Source organism: Haloarcula sp. H-hyl2, assembly GCF_056934385.1.
Genome location: NZ_JBRIIJ010000001.1, coordinates 1,094,241 through 1,110,899 on the forward strand (window position 1 = coordinate 1,094,241; position 16,659 = coordinate 1,110,899).

Annotated in this window: 12 protein-coding genes; 5 read left to right on the forward strand and 7 right to left on the reverse strand. The window is 67.2% G+C overall.

The genetic code is table 11. The annotated features are described in order from the left end of the window. Positions 1-72: 72 nt before the first annotated feature. Entirely contained in the window at positions 73-309 is a 237-nt protein-coding gene (locus tag Hhyl2_RS05655) for a hypothetical protein (RefSeq protein ID WP_483549756.1), read from the forward strand. A gap of 3 nt (positions 310-312) precedes the next feature. On the opposite strand, the gene Hhyl2_RS05660 is transcribed toward Hhyl2_RS05655, so the two are convergent. Further along, positions 313-1,083: an IclR family transcriptional regulator gene (locus Hhyl2_RS05660; RefSeq protein ID WP_483549757.1), complete on the reverse strand. Its 771-nt coding sequence runs from the start codon at positions 1,081-1,083 to the stop codon at positions 313-315. Between the two features lie 57 nt (positions 1,084-1,140). Next, a complete protein-coding gene (locus Hhyl2_RS05665; RefSeq protein ID WP_483549758.1) occupies positions 1,141-1,809 on the reverse strand; it encodes an RraA family protein in 669 nt (222 codons plus the stop codon). A gap of 91 nt (positions 1,810-1,900) precedes the next feature. Between Hhyl2_RS05665 and Hhyl2_RS05670 the strand changes: the two genes are divergently transcribed. Next, positions 1,901-3,103: a mandelate racemase/muconate lactonizing enzyme family protein gene (locus Hhyl2_RS05670; protein ID WP_483549759.1), complete on the forward strand. Its 1,203-nt coding sequence runs from the start codon at positions 1,901-1,903 to the stop codon at positions 3,101-3,103. After that, positions 3,090-4,271, forward strand: coding sequence for a galactonate dehydratase (gene dgoD, locus Hhyl2_RS05675; RefSeq protein ID WP_483549760.1), 1,182 nt, complete (start codon positions 3,090-3,092; stop codon positions 4,269-4,271). Before Hhyl2_RS05670 ends, dgoD begins: the two co-directional genes overlap by 14 nt. Here the strand turns inward: dgoD and Hhyl2_RS05680 are convergent, their stop codons facing one another. From Hhyl2_RS05680 to Hhyl2_RS05690, 3 genes are all read right to left on the reverse strand, one after another. Further along, the gene (locus Hhyl2_RS05680) at positions 4,272-7,169 is read right to left on the reverse strand and encodes a glycoside hydrolase family 2 TIM barrel-domain containing protein (protein ID WP_483549761.1); all 2,898 of its coding nucleotides are present in this window, start codon (positions 7,167-7,169) and stop codon (positions 4,272-4,274) included. Between the two features lie 206 nt (positions 7,170-7,375). Beyond that, positions 7,376-8,863: a 4-alpha-glucanotransferase gene (gene malQ, locus Hhyl2_RS05685; RefSeq protein ID WP_483549762.1), complete on the reverse strand. Its 1,488-nt coding sequence runs from the start codon at positions 8,861-8,863 to the stop codon at positions 7,376-7,378. 47 nt (positions 8,864-8,910) lie between these two features. After that, positions 8,911-9,870: a nucleotidyltransferase family protein gene (locus Hhyl2_RS05690; protein WP_483549763.1), complete on the reverse strand. Its 960-nt coding sequence runs from the start codon at positions 9,868-9,870 to the stop codon at positions 8,911-8,913. A 181-nt stretch (positions 9,871-10,051) separates the two neighbouring features. On the opposite strand from Hhyl2_RS05690, the gene Hhyl2_RS05695 reads away from it, so the two are divergent. Beyond that, positions 10,052-11,158 (forward strand): glycosyltransferase family 4 protein, encoded by a 1,107-nt coding sequence (locus tag Hhyl2_RS05695; RefSeq protein ID WP_483550555.1) that lies wholly within the window; start codon positions 10,052-10,054, stop codon positions 11,156-11,158. Here the strand turns inward: Hhyl2_RS05695 and Hhyl2_RS05700 are convergent, their stop codons facing one another. Further along, positions 11,159-11,569, reverse strand: coding sequence for a DUF7510 family protein (locus tag Hhyl2_RS05700; protein WP_483549764.1), 411 nt, complete (start codon positions 11,567-11,569; stop codon positions 11,159-11,161). A 137-nt stretch (positions 11,570-11,706) separates the two neighbouring features. Between Hhyl2_RS05700 and Hhyl2_RS05705 the strand changes: the two genes are divergently transcribed. Beyond that, positions 11,707-16,236 carry a DUF7997 domain-containing protein gene (locus Hhyl2_RS05705; protein ID WP_483549765.1) on the forward strand — a complete coding sequence of 1,510 codons (4,530 nt, stop codon included), beginning with the start codon at positions 11,707-11,709 and terminating at the stop codon, positions 16,234-16,236. A gap of 8 nt (positions 16,237-16,244) precedes the next feature. Here Hhyl2_RS05705 and Hhyl2_RS05710 read toward each other — a convergent pair whose 3' ends face one another. Further along, positions 16,245-16,559 (reverse strand): helix-turn-helix transcriptional regulator, encoded by a 315-nt coding sequence (locus Hhyl2_RS05710; protein ID WP_483549766.1) that lies wholly within the window; start codon positions 16,557-16,559, stop codon positions 16,245-16,247. Between the last annotated feature and the right edge of the window lie 100 nt (positions 16,560-16,659).

Below are 16,659 nucleotides of genomic sequence, written 5' to 3' on the forward strand. Positions count from 1 at the left end.
TTATCCGTCAGTTCGTGACTGACGGCGAACCGTCCAGGGAGATATAAACCGTTCCCGCCACTACGCCAGGGTATGCCCGACACGATGGAGGTCTACACCGGCGACGTCGTCACCGTCGAGCACGTCGAGGCGCTGCCGGACGGCGGTGCCCGGTTCGACGTCAGGCTCGACGACGGCCGGACCTGGCGTATCGACGTGACCCGCGACGGTGACAGCGAGATCGTCACGACGAAACGTGACGGGACACTCGCGGATCTGGACGTCCCGGAGTGGATGGACGACGTCGTCGCGCGACTGGCCCGGGCCTGATAGTCAGGCGTCCGGGCCGTAGGAGATCGTGATGCCGATGACGTCCGCAGCCTCCATGACCACCCCTGGGAGCGTCTCGTAGAGTCTGTCGTCTTCGACACGGCGAGCAGGTGCCGAGACGCTGACCGCGCCGAGTACGGTGTCGTCCTGGGTCGTCACGGGGGCGGCGACACAGCGGAGGCCGGGGAGTCGCTCCCCGTCGTCGACCGCGTATCCGTGGTCCCGGACGGAGTCGAGTTCCGTCTCCAGCGCAGATCGGGTGGTCACTGTGCTGTCTGTCAGCGCCGGCAGGCCGTGGGTCTCGATCAGGGAGTCGACGTACTCGTCCGACCGGTGTGCCAGGATCGCCTTCCCCGACGCGGTGGCGTGCATCGGCGTCGCGGCCCCCGCGTGCGTGTCGAGGGTCACCGCGTCCGAGCCACTGCTCTGGTAGATGTGGACACAGCGGTACCGCTCGTCGACACTGAGGTTCGTCAGTTCGCCGGTCGACTCGGCCAGCGAGTCCACTTCCGGGGCGCCCACCCGGAATATCGGTAGCGACTTGCGCACCTGTGCCCCGGCGTCGAGAAACTGGAGGCTGGCGCGGTATCGCTCGCCGTCCCTGACGGCGTAGCCCGCCTGGACGAGCGTGGCGAGATGACTGTGGGTAGTGCTGACTGCCAGGTCGAGTTCGCCGGCGACGGCGGAGACCGTCGACGGCCCCTGCTCGACGAGGACGTCGACGACCTCGAACGCCCGGCTCACCGAACCGACGGGGTTTGTAGCCTCCTCCATGCAGGACGCTGGGGCTGGATCGCAATAGCTGTTTCAGTGATGCCGAAACGATCCCGATCAGAACGTCCCGTGGTCCTCGTAGGCCTGAAGCGGCGAGATACCGTCGGCGACAGCGTCTCTGACGGCGCTCTCGGAATCGACGAGGGCCTCGGCCTCCACGAGAACGCCTGCGGCGATCGCTTCGGGGACGACCACCACGCCGTCGGCGTCTGCGACCACCACGTCGCCGGGTTCGACACGGACACCGCCCACGACGGCAGCTGTATTCCAGTCCAGTATCTCCCACCGTGGCACCGCGTCGGCAGGCGTCCGGTGTTTCGTGAAGACTGGAAATCCGTGGTCGAGCATGTACGCCACGTCGCGCACACAGCCGTCGACCACCGCGCCACGACAGCCCTGCTCGGCCAGCGCGGTCACGGATAGCTCCCCCAGATGGGCGGCTCGGTCGTCGTTGGTCTGGTAAGTCAGCACGCCGTGTTCGGGGGCCTCGCCGAGCATCTGGAGGATACTCCGGATGTTCTCTTCCGGGTCGACAGCGCGGTTCTGGCGGCCGATAACGGGGTAGGCGACTCCCGCTGTCGTCATGTCGTCAGCCAGTGGGGACAGGGCGGTGTCCATGGTCTGGTCGTAGCGCCCGTACTCGGTGTCGAGGACGTCAGTCACGGCCCCGGTATACAGTCGTTCGTAGCGGTCACAGAGCGTCTCCGTGGGGATGTCGGTTCCCATCGAGCACCCTCTTTCGGTGGGCTATCTTAACTGTTCCCCTCGGGGTGCGCCGATAGCTATATATCACCCACCCACAGTTGCGCACTCATCGATGGAGATCACAGATGTCAGCGTCGTCGTCGTCGAAGGGAACTACGATTGGCCGATCGTCAGAGTCGACACCGACGCCGGTGTGAGCGGCCACGGCGAGGTCCGTGACCACCTGCAGGGCGAGTTCTGGGCGGACACTCAGTCACCGTACGTCGGTGCCGCCGACCTCGCCCTTGCGTTACGGGACCGCGTCGTCGGCGAGGACCCGACCGATATCGCACGGCTGTTCGAGACGATCCGTGACGCCGGGGGACACGGCAGACTCGGCGGCGGCGTCAGCGGTCTGGAGGTCGCCTGCCTGGACGCCTTCGGGAAGGCCATCGGTGAACCGGTCTACAAACTCCTGGGCGGCTCCTATCGTGACAGCGTCCGGGTGTACTGTGACTGTCACGCTGGCCATCCCATCTCGGACTCGGCGACGGACTACAGGCTCGACGGTGAGCGATACACGCCAGCAGCCTACGCGACCCACGCGAGCGAGCGAGTCGCCGAGGGGTTCGACTTCGTGAAGTTCGATCTGGATCCGCGGGCAGTCAGCGAGACCGACGGGCAGACCGGTGTCCGCCACGGCCACCTCACCAGGGCGGGGCGGTCGTACCTCGTCGAGACGGTCAGGGCCGTCCGCGAGGCCGTTCCCGCGGACGTGGACATCGCCTTCGACTGCGCGCCGATGCGGGATCTGGCGCTCTCGGACGTCGTGCGCTTCGCTCGTGACGTCGAGGGACTGGACGTCGCCTACCTCGAAGACCTCCGCCACGACGACGACGTGCGCGGCTGGGAGCAACTCACCGACCGGACGACGGTCCCGACGCTGGTCGGCGAGGACCTCTACACGGTCGAGAACTTCCGACCGCTGGTCGAGGCTGGCGCGATAGATATCGCCGGCCCGGACCTGCTGACGGCGGGCGGCATTCGGGAGACGAAACGGATCGGCGAGTTCGCCGCGCAGTTCGGCGTGCCGGTCTCGCTGCACTACGCCGGGTCGCCGGTCGGCTTCGCCGCGAGTGTCCACGCCGCGGCGGCGATGCCGTCCGTCCTGGCCACGGAGTTCCACGGGGTCGGCCTCCCATGGTGGCACGACGTCGTCGAGGAACGCGTCTTCGAGGACGGTGTGGCACCGGTCCCGGACGCGCCGGGTCTGGGCGTCGAGCCCGATTACGACGTGCTGGCGGCTCACGCCAGCGAGGACCATGAGTTCCTCTGAGGAGGGCACCGAGACGCCGAGTCGGCAGATCGTCGACTACGAGCTCTTTACCGTCCCTCCACGGTGGCTGTTCCTGCGGCTGGAGACGAGCGATGGCACGGTGGGGTGGGGAGAGCCGTCGGTCGAGGGACGGCTGGAGACAGCAGCAGCCGCGGTCGGGGAACTCGTCGAGACGTATCTGCTCGGCGCCGACCCGAGCCGTATCGAGCACCACTGGCAGACGCTGTACCGCGGCGGCTTCCACCGCGGCGGGCCGGTGTTGCTGAGTGCGCTGGCAGGGATCGACCAGGCGCTCTGGGATCTCAAGGGGCGGACGCTGGGAGTGTCTGTCGCGACACTGCTCGGCGGCCGTGTCCGGGACAGAGTCAGGCTCTACCAGTGGATCGGTGGCGACGACCTCGCGGAACTCGTGGCCGAGGCCGAGGCAGCCGTCGACCGAGGGTTCTCCGCGCTGAAGCTCAACCCGGTAGCGAAGTTGCGACCGATCGACTCGCCGGCGGCCGTCGAGGCCGCGAGTGCACGGGTCGGTGCCGTCCGGGAAGCGGTCGGACAGGACGTCGACGTCGCCGTCGACCTCCACGGTCGCGTCGCCGCACCGATGGCCCGGCGTCTCATGGCGGCGCTCGACGAGCACGACCCGATGTTCGTCGAAGAGCCGCTCTTGCCAGAACACGGGGACCGACTGGGGGATCTCAGGGACGCGACGACGGCACCGATCGCCGTCGGAGAGCGGTGTTACTCGCGATTCGACTTCGAACCCCTGCTCGCCGCTGGCACGGTCGACGTCGTCCAGCCACACGTCTCCCACGCCGGCGGCATCAGCGAGGTCCATCGCATCGCCGCGGCAGCGGAGACCCACGACGTCACGATGGTCGCGCACTGCACGCTGGGCCCCATCTCGCTGGCGGCATCGCTACAGGTCGCAGCGTGTTCGCCAGCCGTCTCGCTTCAGGAGGTCAGTCCCGGCCTGATCGGGCCGGGCGGCGACGGCCTCCGGTATCTCGAAGCGACGGACCCATTCACGCCGAGCGACGGCACACTACCGGTGCTCGACGGGCCGGGGCTGGGCATCGAAGTCGACGAAGCAGCAGTGCGAGCGGAGACGATGGCCGTCGGCTGGCACAATCCCGTCTGGCACCACGACGACGGCAGCCTCGCGGAGTGGTGATCACTCCAGCGAGAGGTCCAGCCGCGCAGCGACTGTCTCGCCGGGTGAGAGTGACCGTCGGTCCGCAGCGACGTGCGGGCCGAAGAACGGGTCGGCGCCGCCGTTCGAGTGGGCTGCGACGAGCAACCGTGTACACTCCTCGTCGACGCGAGCCCTGACGTGCTGGGGCGTCCCGTCCGGGACGACTCGGAGCCCGTGACCATCCGGGTCACGGAGCGTCGTCCGCCGGATGTCGTACTTCGTCGACCGGAAGTCGTTGCTGCCCGCCGCGGTCGTGTCCGCGGCCCAGGGGCCAGTCGGGCGCGTCCGGCGGTCGGTCGATTCGGCGTCGCCGAACGCGTCGGCCCACCCTGCCGTGCGACCGATGTGGGTCGGCGGATAGGTACTCCACTGTCCGTCGCGATTCCACTCCAGTCGCTGACAGGCCGGGTCGAGGTCGAACGTCAGGCCGACCTCACGCGGGGCGAGTGATGCCAGGACCGTGAACTCGTAGGCGACCGATAGGCCGCCGTCGGGGGCGAACTCGTAGGTCAGCGCCGCTTCGACCGCCGGGGTGGTACCGGTGACCGATACCGTCGGTGGCGTCGTCGACGTGACGGTGACATCGGTCGCCGTCCAGGACGTCAGGACGCCCTCCAGCGAGTGAGTGTCCGGGGCACTCCCGCTGTCGCCCGAGAGCGGCGCCGGCGGTTCTTCGAAGTACGACCCGACGTCGTCCTGCAGCGGGGTGATCGTCACCCAGGGACCGTCCTGGAGTATCGGGTGCCCGTCGGCACCGATTCCCTGTAGGTGTCCCGTCGCCCGGTCGACGGTCCACTCCACCGATCCAGCCCCGACGATGACGGCTTCGGCAGTCTCGGTGACAGAGAGCGGTGTCGGATCCACGTCCCGGTCGTGGGTCGGTCGCGCCGTCGACTCCTGTCCTATCTCGACGTCGACCGCGAACTCGTCGATCACGTAGCCGTCCGGATGACTGACCGTGAGCGAGAGCGTGCCGTCGGTCTCCGGCGTGACGTCCGGCACGATCTCGCCCTGCTCGCCCGGCGGAATCGATGGGCGACAGATACCCGATGCCGTCCCGAGCGACCACGTCACCCGACAGTCCGACAGATCGAGCACCTGCATCTCGTTGTCCAGGGTGACCGCCGGTCGTTCACCGGGTTTGATCGAGACCGTCTCCGTATCCACCGAGAGCGGCGAGTAGGCTTTCTTGACGTGCCAGTGTTCGGGTTTCGGCCGGCGCCAGCCGTCGACGACTCCCCACTCACCGTAGCCGACGTACGGGTCTGCACCGGGAAGGGCGAACACCTCGTCGATGCCCGACCAGAGCGCGCCGCCGGCCACGCCGTCGGTCGACTCCATGCGCTCCCACATCCGGGCGAACCCGCGCCCCCAGTAGTCCCGGAGTCCAGGGTCTGTTGTCAGTTCCCGACGGTTGTAGGTATTGAGATGGCAGTACTCGTCGAACAGCACCGGCCGGGTCGGGTCGTCGACGGCAGCGAGTCCCTCCGGGCCAGGGTAGTGGTGGACGCCCAGCTCGCAGTACTCCGCGTCCGCGTCGTCGTAGTCGATGTAGTTGAACACCAGCGGGCGGTCGTCCCGCTCGCGGACTGCCTCGGCTGCCAGCGCGAAGTTCTCTCCCCAGACTGACTCGTTGGCCAGCGACCAGAGGGCGACCGACGGGTGATGGCGGTGGGCATCGACCGTCTCGACGGTCGGACCGACGACGTGGGCCGACAGGTCGGGATCGGTGGCGTAGGCGGCGTCCGCGTGGTCGGCCTGCCCGACCCAGGAGAAGGGCGCCTCGACCTCGACGAGCAGTCCTAATTCGTCACAAGCGTCCAGGAACGCCTCCGTGGGCGGGTAGTGGACGGCCCGGACGAAGTTCGCGTTACAGGCTCTGAACCGAGCAGCGTCCGTCCTGGCGACTTCGGGTGGGACAGCACGCCCGTGGACCGGGTGGATCTCGTGTCTGCACACGCCGCGGAGCGTCAGCGGCTCACCGTTCAGCACGAGGCCGTCCTCGTCGACGGACACCTCACGGAAGCCCACCCGTCGTCTGACGACCGGGACGCCGTCGACGGCACAGGTGAGTCGATAGCAGGCCGGCCGTTCGGGGTGCCATTTCACTGGGTTCGAGACCGGGACTGAGATCGTCTCGTCGACGGTCTCGCCCGGCGCTACGGTCGGTAGCGTCCACTCCTGGGTCGGCAGTTCGACGAGGTCGCCGTCCGGATCACGGAGCGAGAGCGTGAGGTCGGGGCTGTGCGGTGTCGCGTCGTCGTTCCGCACCGAGACCGTGCAGGTCAGCGTCGCGTCCTGGAACGCGTCGTCGAGCGTCGTCTGGGTTCTGAGATCCGAGAGGTGGTGTTCCGGGACCGTAAATAGCCGGACCGGCCGCGTGATACCCGTCAGCGCGTGCCCGGCGTAGCGGTTCCCGCTGGCGAGGTCGTCGGCGACGTCGTCGGCACTGACCGCGACACCGAGGACGTGCGACCCGCCTGGCTCGACCGCTTCGGAGACGTCGAGTTCGAACGGCGTGAACCCACCCGAGTGTGCCCCGATCCGCTCACCGTCCACCCTGACCACGGCATGGCTGTACACGCCGTCGAACCGGAGCAAGATCCGCTGGTCTTCCCACCCCGCGGGGATCTGGACGCGTCGGCGGAGGCCAACCACCGTCTCCGGATCGACATCCATCCCTTCCGCAGCCAGTTCACACGGGATCGTGACCGAAGTCCCGCCGTCGACTGTCTCCGCGGTCCAGAAGTCGGTCTCCGGCTCGAAGACCGCAGTCCAGGGCCCATCGAGTGAGACCACCCGTTCCTGGGCCGTCCCATCGGCGGGTGGGACCGGCGTATACCCCACCTGTCCGGTCCCGTCCGTGTCGTCGTGCATGGCATTCGCTCTGTACCGTCCGATATAAACCCATCGTCGGTGTCGGCCACCGACCGGCGAGGTAGCCGTTCAGGGCTTCGAGCGTCCGTCTCCAGCATACCCGGCGCCGTCGGTCCTGCTTACTGACGTGGCGCTCGGCGCCAACCCAGCACGCTCACGGCCCGGATTCAGCGACACCGAAAGGGGGGACGGGCGGGCACGGCCGCTCAGCGGAGCGTCGCGTCCGTGATCAACTGGAGTTCGTCGGCGACATCGTCCGACAGTTGGGCCTCCGTGACCCGCCAGGCCCAGTTCCCGTCGGTGGTTCCCGGGGTGTTGAACCGCGCCTCGCTCCCGAGGCCGAGCAGGTCCTGCATCGTCGTCATCGCGATCACCGAGTCGGAGTTCCAGACGGCCTCGACGATGTCCCAGTGGACGTCCTCGCCGTCGGAGCCGAGGTTGAAGTGGAGACAGTCCCGCTGGCGGTCGCCCAGCGAGCGGTAGTAGCCGACGATGGTGTCGGTGTCGTGGGTCGAGGTGTAGCCGACGCTGTTCTCGGGGAAGTGCATCGGCTGGTACATGTTCCCCTGCTCGCACCAGTCGGCGTACTGCGGGACGCGCATCCCCGGGAAGTCGAACTGGCTGCGCAGATCGTAGCTGGTGTGGTCGACGAACCCCAGGTCCTCCGCGACGAACGGGAGGCTGCCAAAGCGCTCGCGCACGACGTCGAAGAACGCGCTCCCGGGACCGTCGAGCCAGCGGCCGTCGGCCGGGTCATCGCTATCTTCAGGGATGGCCCAGAACTCGTCGAACCCCTTGAAGTGGTCGATGCGGGCGATGTCGACGAGGTCGAACAGCCTGTCGAGCCGTCCCAGCCACCACTCGTAGCCGGTCGAGGCGAGGTGGTCCCAGTCGTAGACGGGGTTGCCCCACCGCTGTCCGGAGTCGCCCTGGTTCGGCGGGACGCCGGCGACGTCGGTCGGCCGGTGATCCTCGTCCAGTCGGAAGGCCCCCGGACTCGCCCAGACGTCGGCCGAGTCCAGCGCGACGTATATCGGGAGGTCACCCAGCAGGTCGATGCCGCGGTCCTGTGCGTACGAGCGGAGGTCCCGCCACTGCTCGTCGAAGACCCACTGGCAGAACTCCCGGAACGCCACCTCGTCCGCCAGTTCCTCGCGGTACCGCTCCAGCGTCTCCGGATCCCTCGTGGTTACCTCGTCGGGCCACTCCGTCCAGAGTGCGCCGTCGAACTCGCGTTTGAGCGCCCGGAACAGGGCGTACTCCGGAAGCCAGTCGGCCTCCCGCTCGCGGAAGGCGTCGAACGCCGAGCGATCCTCGCCAGTCTCGTCCTGGAACTGTTCGAACGCCGTCCTGAGACGGTCGAGCTTGAACGAGCGGACCGCCTCGTAGTGGACCTCGTGGTCGTCGGCGTCCGACGGTGGGTCGACGGCGTCCGCGGACAGGTAGTCCCGCTCGACCAGCCAGTCCAGGTCGACCAGCAGCGGATTCCCGGCGAACCCAGAGAAAGTCTGGTACGGCGAGTGACCGTGGATCGACGCTGTCGGTCCGAGCGGACAGATCTGCCAGACAGTCTGGCCCGCCTGGTCCAGGAAGTCCACGAACGAGCGGGCACCGTCACCGAGGTCACCGATGCCGTGGCGACTGGGCACTGACGTGAGATGCAGGAAGACACCGCTTCGGCGACTGAAACGCATACCCGACAGTTCAGCCGGAGGGGATTTGAACTATCGGGTGCCGTGGCTCACTTGACCTTGGAGTGTTCGCCCACGAGGGCACCCGAGAGGTCGACCCCCGAGACTCTGGATTCGCGGTCGACGAGCGACCACTCGACAGCGGCGTCCTCGACCGTCGCACCGGGGAATACGACCGTATCCTCCAGCGTAGCGTCGGTGACCGTCGCGTCGGCCATGACGTGGACGTTCTTGCCGAGTTTGCTGTTTGTGACCGACGCGCTGTCGGCGACGATTGTCTCGTCGCCCAGCGCCCACTGGACCGCCTCGATGTAGGCGTCGGCCTCGCCGACGTCGTACCAGTAGCTGTCGAAAGTGAAGGCGTTGACCGCGTCGCGCTCGGCGAGCCACTGCATGAGCCAGCCGGGTTCGTCCGGGTTGTTGTCCTCCGAGAGGTACTCGTCGAACAGCGGGAGCGTCTCGCTTGGGAAGGCGTAGCAGGCGATCGAGCAGAGCGTACTCTTGGGGTTGTCGGGCTTCTCCTGGAAGCCGACGACCTCGGTCCCGTCGAGATCGACGACCCCGTAGGAGGTCGCTCGTTCCTTCGATCCGACGTCGTAGGCAGCGATACACGGCGTGCCGGTCTCCTCGAAGAAGGAGGCGAACTCACCGATGTCGAAGCCGATGAGGTTGTCCCCGGCGACGACGAGCATGTCGTCCTCGATGCCCTCGCGGTCGATGAGCTGGGCCAGCGCGCCGACGACGCCGAACTTCGAGTCCTCGTTTGTCGTCTGCTCGATGGATAGTTGCGGTTTTTCGAAGTCGCTCTCGTCGATGTGTGCCTGGAACTCGTCGGCGAAGTACTCGTTCGTCGAGATGTAGACGTCCGAGACCCGCTCGTCGGCCTCCAGATCCGAGAGGATACCGTCGATGATGGTCTCCTCGCCGACCGGGAGCAACATCTTCGGACGGTTCCGCGTGATTGGCCAGAGTCGTGTCGCGTACCCACCTGCCAGAACAATCGCGTCCATAGGGCCATCCACTCGGGCGGGGGGTATCTCTTTTTTCCTTTCCTGTTGATATGTGTGTGCGACACAACGGCGTAGTCGGTCGCTCGATCGAGCCCGTCCGGGCGCAGCCACGCCGTCGGTCTCGGCCAACAGTATAAGTAGCCGACCCGCGACCATCCACGTGATGGCAATACAGGTCCTGATGCTGGCTTGGGGATTCCCACCGAACGTGACCGGTGGGTTGGACACGGCTGTCGGTGAGCTGTTCGAGCAACTCGAGACCAGAGACGAGGTCGACATCGAACTGGTGTTGCCCGCGGAGTACGCGCCCGAGGGGTACGACAACATCCACGGCGTCCCGACTGGTCAAGGTGACATCATCACCCGGATCGGTCGTCTCTCCGGGGAGTTCGTCGACAGGGCTGCGGACGCCGATATCGTCCACACGAACGACTGGTTCGGCTACAACCCCGGCTCGCGCGCGCAGTCGAGACACGACGTCGAGTGGGTGACGACGTTCCACTCGCTGTCGTCGGACCGGAACATGGAGCCGCCCGAACGGGAGGTCCAGACGGAACAGCGGATCGTCAACCGTGCGGACCACCTCATCGCAGTGAGCAAGTACACTGCCGGGAAGGTCCGGCGGGAGTACGGCCGCGACGCGGACGTCATCTACAACGGCTTCTCGTCGGTCGAGTCGTCCGGCCGCGATATCAAGCGGGAACTCGACATCGACGGCGAGATGCTGTTTTTCGTCGGCCGCCACACCGACCAGAAGGGTATCTCCTATCTGCTGTACGCCCTCTCGAAGCTCCGCCGGGACGACCTGACGCTCGTCCTCGGTGGCTCGGGCCACCTCACCGACCAGCTCAAGCGGTTCACGGAACTGCTGGGCATCGAGGAGCAGGTCGAGTTCGTCGGCTACCTCCCCGAGGAGGACCTGGGGGACTACTACGCCAGCGCCGACCTGTTCGTCTCGCCCTCGCTGTCGGAGCCGTTCGGAATCACGTTTACGGAAGCGCTCTCTGTCGGGACGCGTGTCGTCGCGAGCAACGCCGGCGCGGCCGAGGTGCTCCCGGACGACTGTCTCATCGAGGTCGAACCCCAGTCCGACTCCATCGCCGACGGTATCGAGTACGCGCTCACGCTGGACACGCCCATCGAGTACGAGGTCCGGACCTGGGCGGACGTCGCCGAGGACCACGTCGAGATGTACAAAGCGGTCGCCGGCGGGGAAGAAGACACTGTGGACGACGAAGCAGGTGATGGCGCGGCCGAGGACGGGACTGACGACGGGACGGCCGAGTGATCAGCGGAGAAGGCGGAGATCGGTGACCGGTTCGGGATGGACGATACGGAACCCGTCTGCGGTCGGCGACATCCCGACGCGGTCGTTGGGTTCGCCGCTGGACTGATAGGGGCTATCGGAGTCGTCGGCCGACTGGTACGGGCTGTCAGATTTGTCCACCGACTGGTACGGGCTGTCCGACTCGACGGACTGGTAGGGGCTGTCCGAATGCGGTGTCTTCTCGCCGGCCGAGTCCGGCGGTCGTTTGAAGTCCTCCGGCGGCAGGTAGATCCGTTCGCCGGACCGTGACTCGACGACGACGGCCGCGTCCCGGTCGCCCGTGGCGGTGATGACGGTCCGTCCGTCGTCTATCTCGACGTCGACCGAGATCGGGATCGACGACTCGACCGAACTGGCGTCGGAATCGCTCATACCTGAACGTCTCTACGGAGCCACTTATACTGTCGGTCCGCCTGAGCGCCGTCGACTCTCGAACCGAGCGTCGTCGGGGCCTCGGTGTGAACCGATACCATGAGAACTTTATCACGGGGGCTGTTGTAGGGACCACGATGCGGTTGCGAACGGCACTCAACGAGTACAAGCGGGACCGAACCGAGGGGGCACCCCCAGTAGACGGGGCCTTCTCCGCTCACGGCGATCGTCTCGTCCACGTGGCGCCCTCCGGCACCGTCCGTGACTTCTCCTCGGCTATCTCCGGCCTCTACGGGATCGACCGGTCGCGGTTCGGCATCAAGACGGCCCGCCGGACGGTCTGGCTCGACGACCTCGACACGGTCCGCCAGCACTACTACCGGGAGACGATGCTCATCGAGACCGAGTACGACGCCGGCGAGTTCACGGTCCACCAGTACGACCTGACGCTCGGCCGGGCACATCTCACGCACGTCGAACTCCGGGGAGCGGTCCCCCCCGACGCCGAACTGGTCACGTTCCTGACGATGGCGCCGGAGGGCCAGGAGACCCGTGTCGGCCGACTCGTCCATCCGGACAAGGGCCCCGACGACGGCGCGGTCGTCGAGGTGTTCCATCAGCAGGAACACGACTACGTCACTGCCTCGACGGGGCTCTCGGGGATTCGTGGCCAGATCCCCGAACGGTTCCCGGAGATCCTCGACGACGACCCAGTGGAGTTCCCCCGGCGGGAGACCCGTCGCCGCTACGAGGACACGCACCTGAGCGGCGACGTCGTCGTCCGGGCGCCCCTAGAGCGGGAGGGGCGTGGGGTTCGAACCACGCTCGTCACCCAGCTCTCTGACCACGGTGATATCGACCGGAGCACTGCGATCCGTGACCTCACGGAGTGTGCGTCCAGGTTCGAGAGCGCTCGCGACGTGAAGGCGGCCGCCCGCGAGCGCACGGAGATAACGGTCCCGGACGAGGTGGTCCGCGAGCGGGTGGTCAGAAGCGACCTCCGGGCGCTCGATCTCCTCAAAGCACCCAGTGGTGGTCGTATCGCAGCCCCCGAATTCGACCCGTTCTTCCGCAACTCGGGTGGGTACGGCTATACCTGGTTCAGAGACGACGCCAGCATCGCGCTGTCGTTGCTGGAGTCGACTGCTGAACTGGGACTGACCGTCCAGGACGAACTCGTCGAGAGCGCGCAGTTGTACTGCCAGACACAGCTACCCGACGGGACCTGGCCACACCGGGTCTGGGCGCGGGACGGGTCTATCGCTCCTGGATGGGCACACGCACACGTCGAGGGCAACGACGAGTCACGCGAGTACCAGGCCGACCAGACGGCGACGGTGACGGCGTTTCTGGCAGCACTGCTCCGTGACCGACGGGACCAGCTCTCTCCGGAGATGGCCGGCGACATCCGGGCGACGATCGACGCGGCAGTCGACGCGATGGAAGCACATCTCGACGACGACGGACTCCCCGGCCCCTGTCAGAATCTCTGGGAGGACATGGTCGGCCAGTTCACCCATACCGCCGCGACGTATCTCGAGGCGTTCGCCACGGTCGCGGACGCACCCGTCTCGGACGCCCTGCGCGAGCGGGCCCGTGAGGGTGCCGAGACGGTCGCCGCCGGGCTGGACACGCTCTGGGAGGACGCCACGCGGACCTACGCGCTGCGACGGACCGACGGGGGACTCGACCTCCGGCTGGACGCCGCGACGTTCGCCCTCGTGGACGCGTTCTCGGCGTACACCGCCCTGGACGGGGTCACGCTCGATTCGGAGACCGCCGACAGACTCACCGAGCACGTCAGCGCCTGTCTGGACGACCTCTACCGGAACCCCGCCGGCGAACCGGTGGCGGGGCTCGTCCGCTACGAGGGCGACGAGTGGCGGACAGAGGGCCAGGACGGCGAGAAGATCTGGGGGCTGACGACCGCGTGGGGTGCTGCGGCCGCGGCCAGACTGGGTGTCCTGCTCGACGAACACGGCCGCGACGGGACGGCGTTCTTCGAGCGCGCCGCCGGGCTCTACGCCCTGCTGGAACACGACGGGCCGCTTGTGACCGCACTCGGGTTCATCCCGGAGCAGGTGTACGACGACGGCCGGCCCGACAGCGGGACGCCGCTCGGGTTCGCCCACGCCTACCGCCTGCGGGCGACGGCGACACTCGCTGCTCACGACTCACTCCCGAGCGCTGCCCCCTCCCCGACCGGCCCGCCGGACAGGCCCCGATGGACGACCGGCGAGAAGTTCGGCGTCGGGACCGTCGCGGACCACCGGACCGAGGATCCCTCTCGCGTCTGGTTTACGCTCACCGCGGGCGCACTGACCGAGGTCCGGTTCCCCCGCGTCGACGTGATGAACCTCCGGACGCTCGATTTCATCGTCTCCTGTCAGGCCGACGACTACAGCGTCAGAACACACGTCGAGGAACCACAGCGGGCCGAGGGTTCCGTCGAGCGACGCGTCGAACCAACCGAGGACGACGCGCTCTGTTTCAGACACGTCGTCACCGAGACGGGCGACGGGCAGGGCCACGAGTGGCGACTCACCGTCGAGTACGCCGCCGACCCGGACCACGACGCCGTCGTGGCCGATCTCGACTTCGAGGCCGGCGACGGACAGCGTTACGACCTCTTCGCCGCCGCCGACGTCGCGCTGGCCAACAGCGGCACGCAGGACCGCGGGCTCAGACTCGGACAACCTGGCCGCTATCACGTCGCAGCGCGCGACGCGGGTGCCTACACCGGTTCCTCGACTCAGCCGCGGCTCGTCGACGAGGACGGCGAGGGGTATTCCGTCGCCCTCGCGATGGTCGCCGCCGACCGCTTCCACTGGGCGACCGTCGGCGTCAGCGGGAGCGACCACATCACGGACCTCTTCGCTGAGGGGAGCAGACCCGAGCCACGCGAGTCCATCTCGAACGACAGCGTCGTGCTGGTCGGCCAGCTCGGGAGCGGAACGCAGGTCGGCGAGACGGTGGCGCTGGGGTTCGCGCGACAGGCCGATACCGCGGCGGCACTGGGCGAGGCCGAGGGTGCGTTAGCGAACGGCTACGACGCTGTCAGGGCGGGCTACGTCGACTCCTGGCGGGGGTTCCTCGACGGGCGGCCACTGCCCGAGAGTGTCGGCGACGAGCCGGCTCTGGCGGCCCAGTACCGGACCGCACTGATGACGCTGCTGGCCGTCGAGGACAAGACCTTCCTCGGTGGCTCCATCGCCTCCCCGTCGGTGCCCTGGGGCGAGGCCGTCGCCGCAGAGGAGCGCAAGGGGTACGGCTACAACTTCGTCTGGGCACGGGACCTCTATCAGGTGTTCACCGCGTTCGAACTCGTCGACGACATGGAGACGGCCGTCACGCAACTGGAGTACATCTACCGCTACCAGCAGGACGAGAACGGCTTCATCCCGCAGAACACCTACCTCAACGGTATCACGCGGTGGGGCGGCGAGCAGATGGACAACATCTCGTTCCCGCAGGTGATGGCCGCCCGCCTCATGGAACGGGGCTACGGCTTCGACGATGTCGACTACGACTACGAGCACGTCCGCCGGTCGGCGGACTACGTCGTTCGGAACGGTCCGGCGACCGGACAGGAGCGCTGGGAGGAGGAGGCGGGCTACTCCCCCTCGACCATCGCCGCCGAGATAGCGGGCCTGGCCTGTGCAGGCCAGGTCGCCCTGGAGACCGGCCACGAGGCAGACGCACTCGTCTGGCTCTCGTTGGCTGATCGCTGGACCAACATGGTCGAGAACTGGACGGCCACACAGACCGGGACCGACCGCCACGCTCGGACACCGTACTACGTCCGTGTAACACGGGACGGGAACCCGGAGACGGGCTACCGCCGGCGACTCGCCAACGGCGGTCCACAGCTCGACGAGCGCAACATCATCGACGCCGGGTTCCTCGAACTCGTCCGCCTGGGTATCAAGCCCTGGGACGACGAGATCGTCCGGAACTCCGTCGCCGAGGTCGACGAGACGATCCGCGTGGATCTTCCCGCGGGGGCGGCCTTCTACCGGTACAACGGCGACAGCTACGGCGAAGCCGACCGCGAGAACAGCGGCGCTCCCTGGGCCATCGAACACAGCGGCAAGGGCCGCCTCTGGCCACTGCTGACCGGCGAGCGTGGCGAGTACGAACTGCTCGCGGAGACCGACGACCCGGCCCTGGCGCCGGAAGAACTCCTCCGGACGATGCAGCGGTTCGCCAACTCCGGGCGGATGATCGCCGAACAGGTCTGGGACCGGGAGTACAGCACCGAGTACGACTGGGAGTACGGCGAGGGGACCGGCTCGGCGACGCCACTGGCCTGGGCGATGGCTCAGTTCATCAGACTCGCACACGGTATCGACGCGGACGAACCGGTCGAGACGCCGGCGTTCGTCCGTGACCGGTACAGCGACCGCGGGCTACACGGCCCCGACAAGAGTCCGGGGCTCCACGTGGATACGAGCTTCGAGGGCAACCAAGTAGTCGTCAGTGGTGAGACCACCGCTGCTGTCGTGGCCATCAAGACGCCGACGGACATCGCCGTCGTCGAGCCCGAAGACGGCGCCTTCGAGCAACGCCTCGATATCACCTACGGGGAGAACGACATTATCGTGGCTGCTGCAGCCGACCGGGATATCGAACAGGCCGGGACAACCGTCAGGCGTTTGACTGTCTGATCGGGCTATCACTCCTCGTCTGTCAGCGACCGTAACAACGAGCCTTGCTCTCGAAGGAGTGACGTGCCGGCCCCCGTGATGACGTACTCGTTGGTCCGTCTGTCCAGTTGCTGTTTCTCGACGAGTCCCCGATCGTCGAGTTCGTCGAGGTTCTGATAGAGACGGCCATGTGTCACCGTACCAGTGTACGCATCCTCGATGATACGTTTGATCGCGAGGCCGTAACAGGTCTCGTCCTCGCGCTCCAGTCGGCAGATCGCGACGAGCAGATCCCGCTGGAAGCCGCTCAACTGCGTCCAGTCCGTATCTAGCTGTCCTGTCATCGCCACTCTCGCCGTTCTATCGCTCCGTCGCTACACTCGTCTCGTCCAGCTCCCCACCGGGGGACTGGCGTCGCCGTATGCCACATATGTTCAGACGTTC

What these genes read in the sequence shown, in the direction of transcription:
- Hhyl2_RS05670 (WP_483549759.1), top strand. Translation starts at nt 1,901, where the DNA reads ATGGAGATCACAGATGTCAGCGTCGTCGTCGTCGAAGGGAACTACGAT.
- Hhyl2_RS05695 (WP_483550555.1), top strand. Translation starts at nt 10,052, where the DNA reads ATGCTGGCTTGGGGATTCCCACCGAACGTGACCGGTGGGTTGGACACG.
- Hhyl2_RS05680 (WP_483549761.1), bottom strand. Translation starts at nt 7,169, where the DNA reads ATGCACGACGACACGGACGGGACCGGACAGGTGGGGTATACGCCGGTC.
- dgoD (WP_483549760.1), top strand. Translation starts at nt 3,090, where the DNA reads ATGAGTTCCTCTGAGGAGGGCACCGAGACGCCGAGTCGGCAGATCGTC.
- Hhyl2_RS05665 (WP_483549758.1), bottom strand. Translation starts at nt 1,809, where the DNA reads ATGGGAACCGACATCCCCACGGAGACGCTCTGTGACCGCTACGAACGA.
- Hhyl2_RS05655 (WP_483549756.1), top strand. Translation starts at nt 73, where the DNA reads ATGCCCGACACGATGGAGGTCTACACCGGCGACGTCGTCACCGTCGAG.
- malQ (WP_483549762.1), bottom strand. Translation starts at nt 8,863, where the DNA reads ATGCGTTTCAGTCGCCGAAGCGGTGTCTTCCTGCATCTCACGTCAGTG.
- Hhyl2_RS05700 (WP_483549764.1), bottom strand. Translation starts at nt 11,569, where the DNA reads ATGAGCGATTCCGACGCCAGTTCGGTCGAGTCGTCGATCCCGATCTCG.
- Hhyl2_RS05710 (WP_483549766.1), bottom strand. Translation starts at nt 16,559, where the DNA reads ATGACAGGACAGCTAGATACGGACTGGACGCAGTTGAGCGGCTTCCAG.
- Hhyl2_RS05660 (WP_483549757.1), bottom strand. Translation starts at nt 1,083, where the DNA reads ATGGAGGAGGCTACAAACCCCGTCGGTTCGGTGAGCCGGGCGTTCGAG.
- Hhyl2_RS05690 (WP_483549763.1), bottom strand. Translation starts at nt 9,870, where the DNA reads ATGGACGCGATTGTTCTGGCAGGTGGGTACGCGACACGACTCTGGCCA.
- Hhyl2_RS05705 (WP_483549765.1), top strand. Translation starts at nt 11,707, where the DNA reads ATGCGGTTGCGAACGGCACTCAACGAGTACAAGCGGGACCGAACCGAG.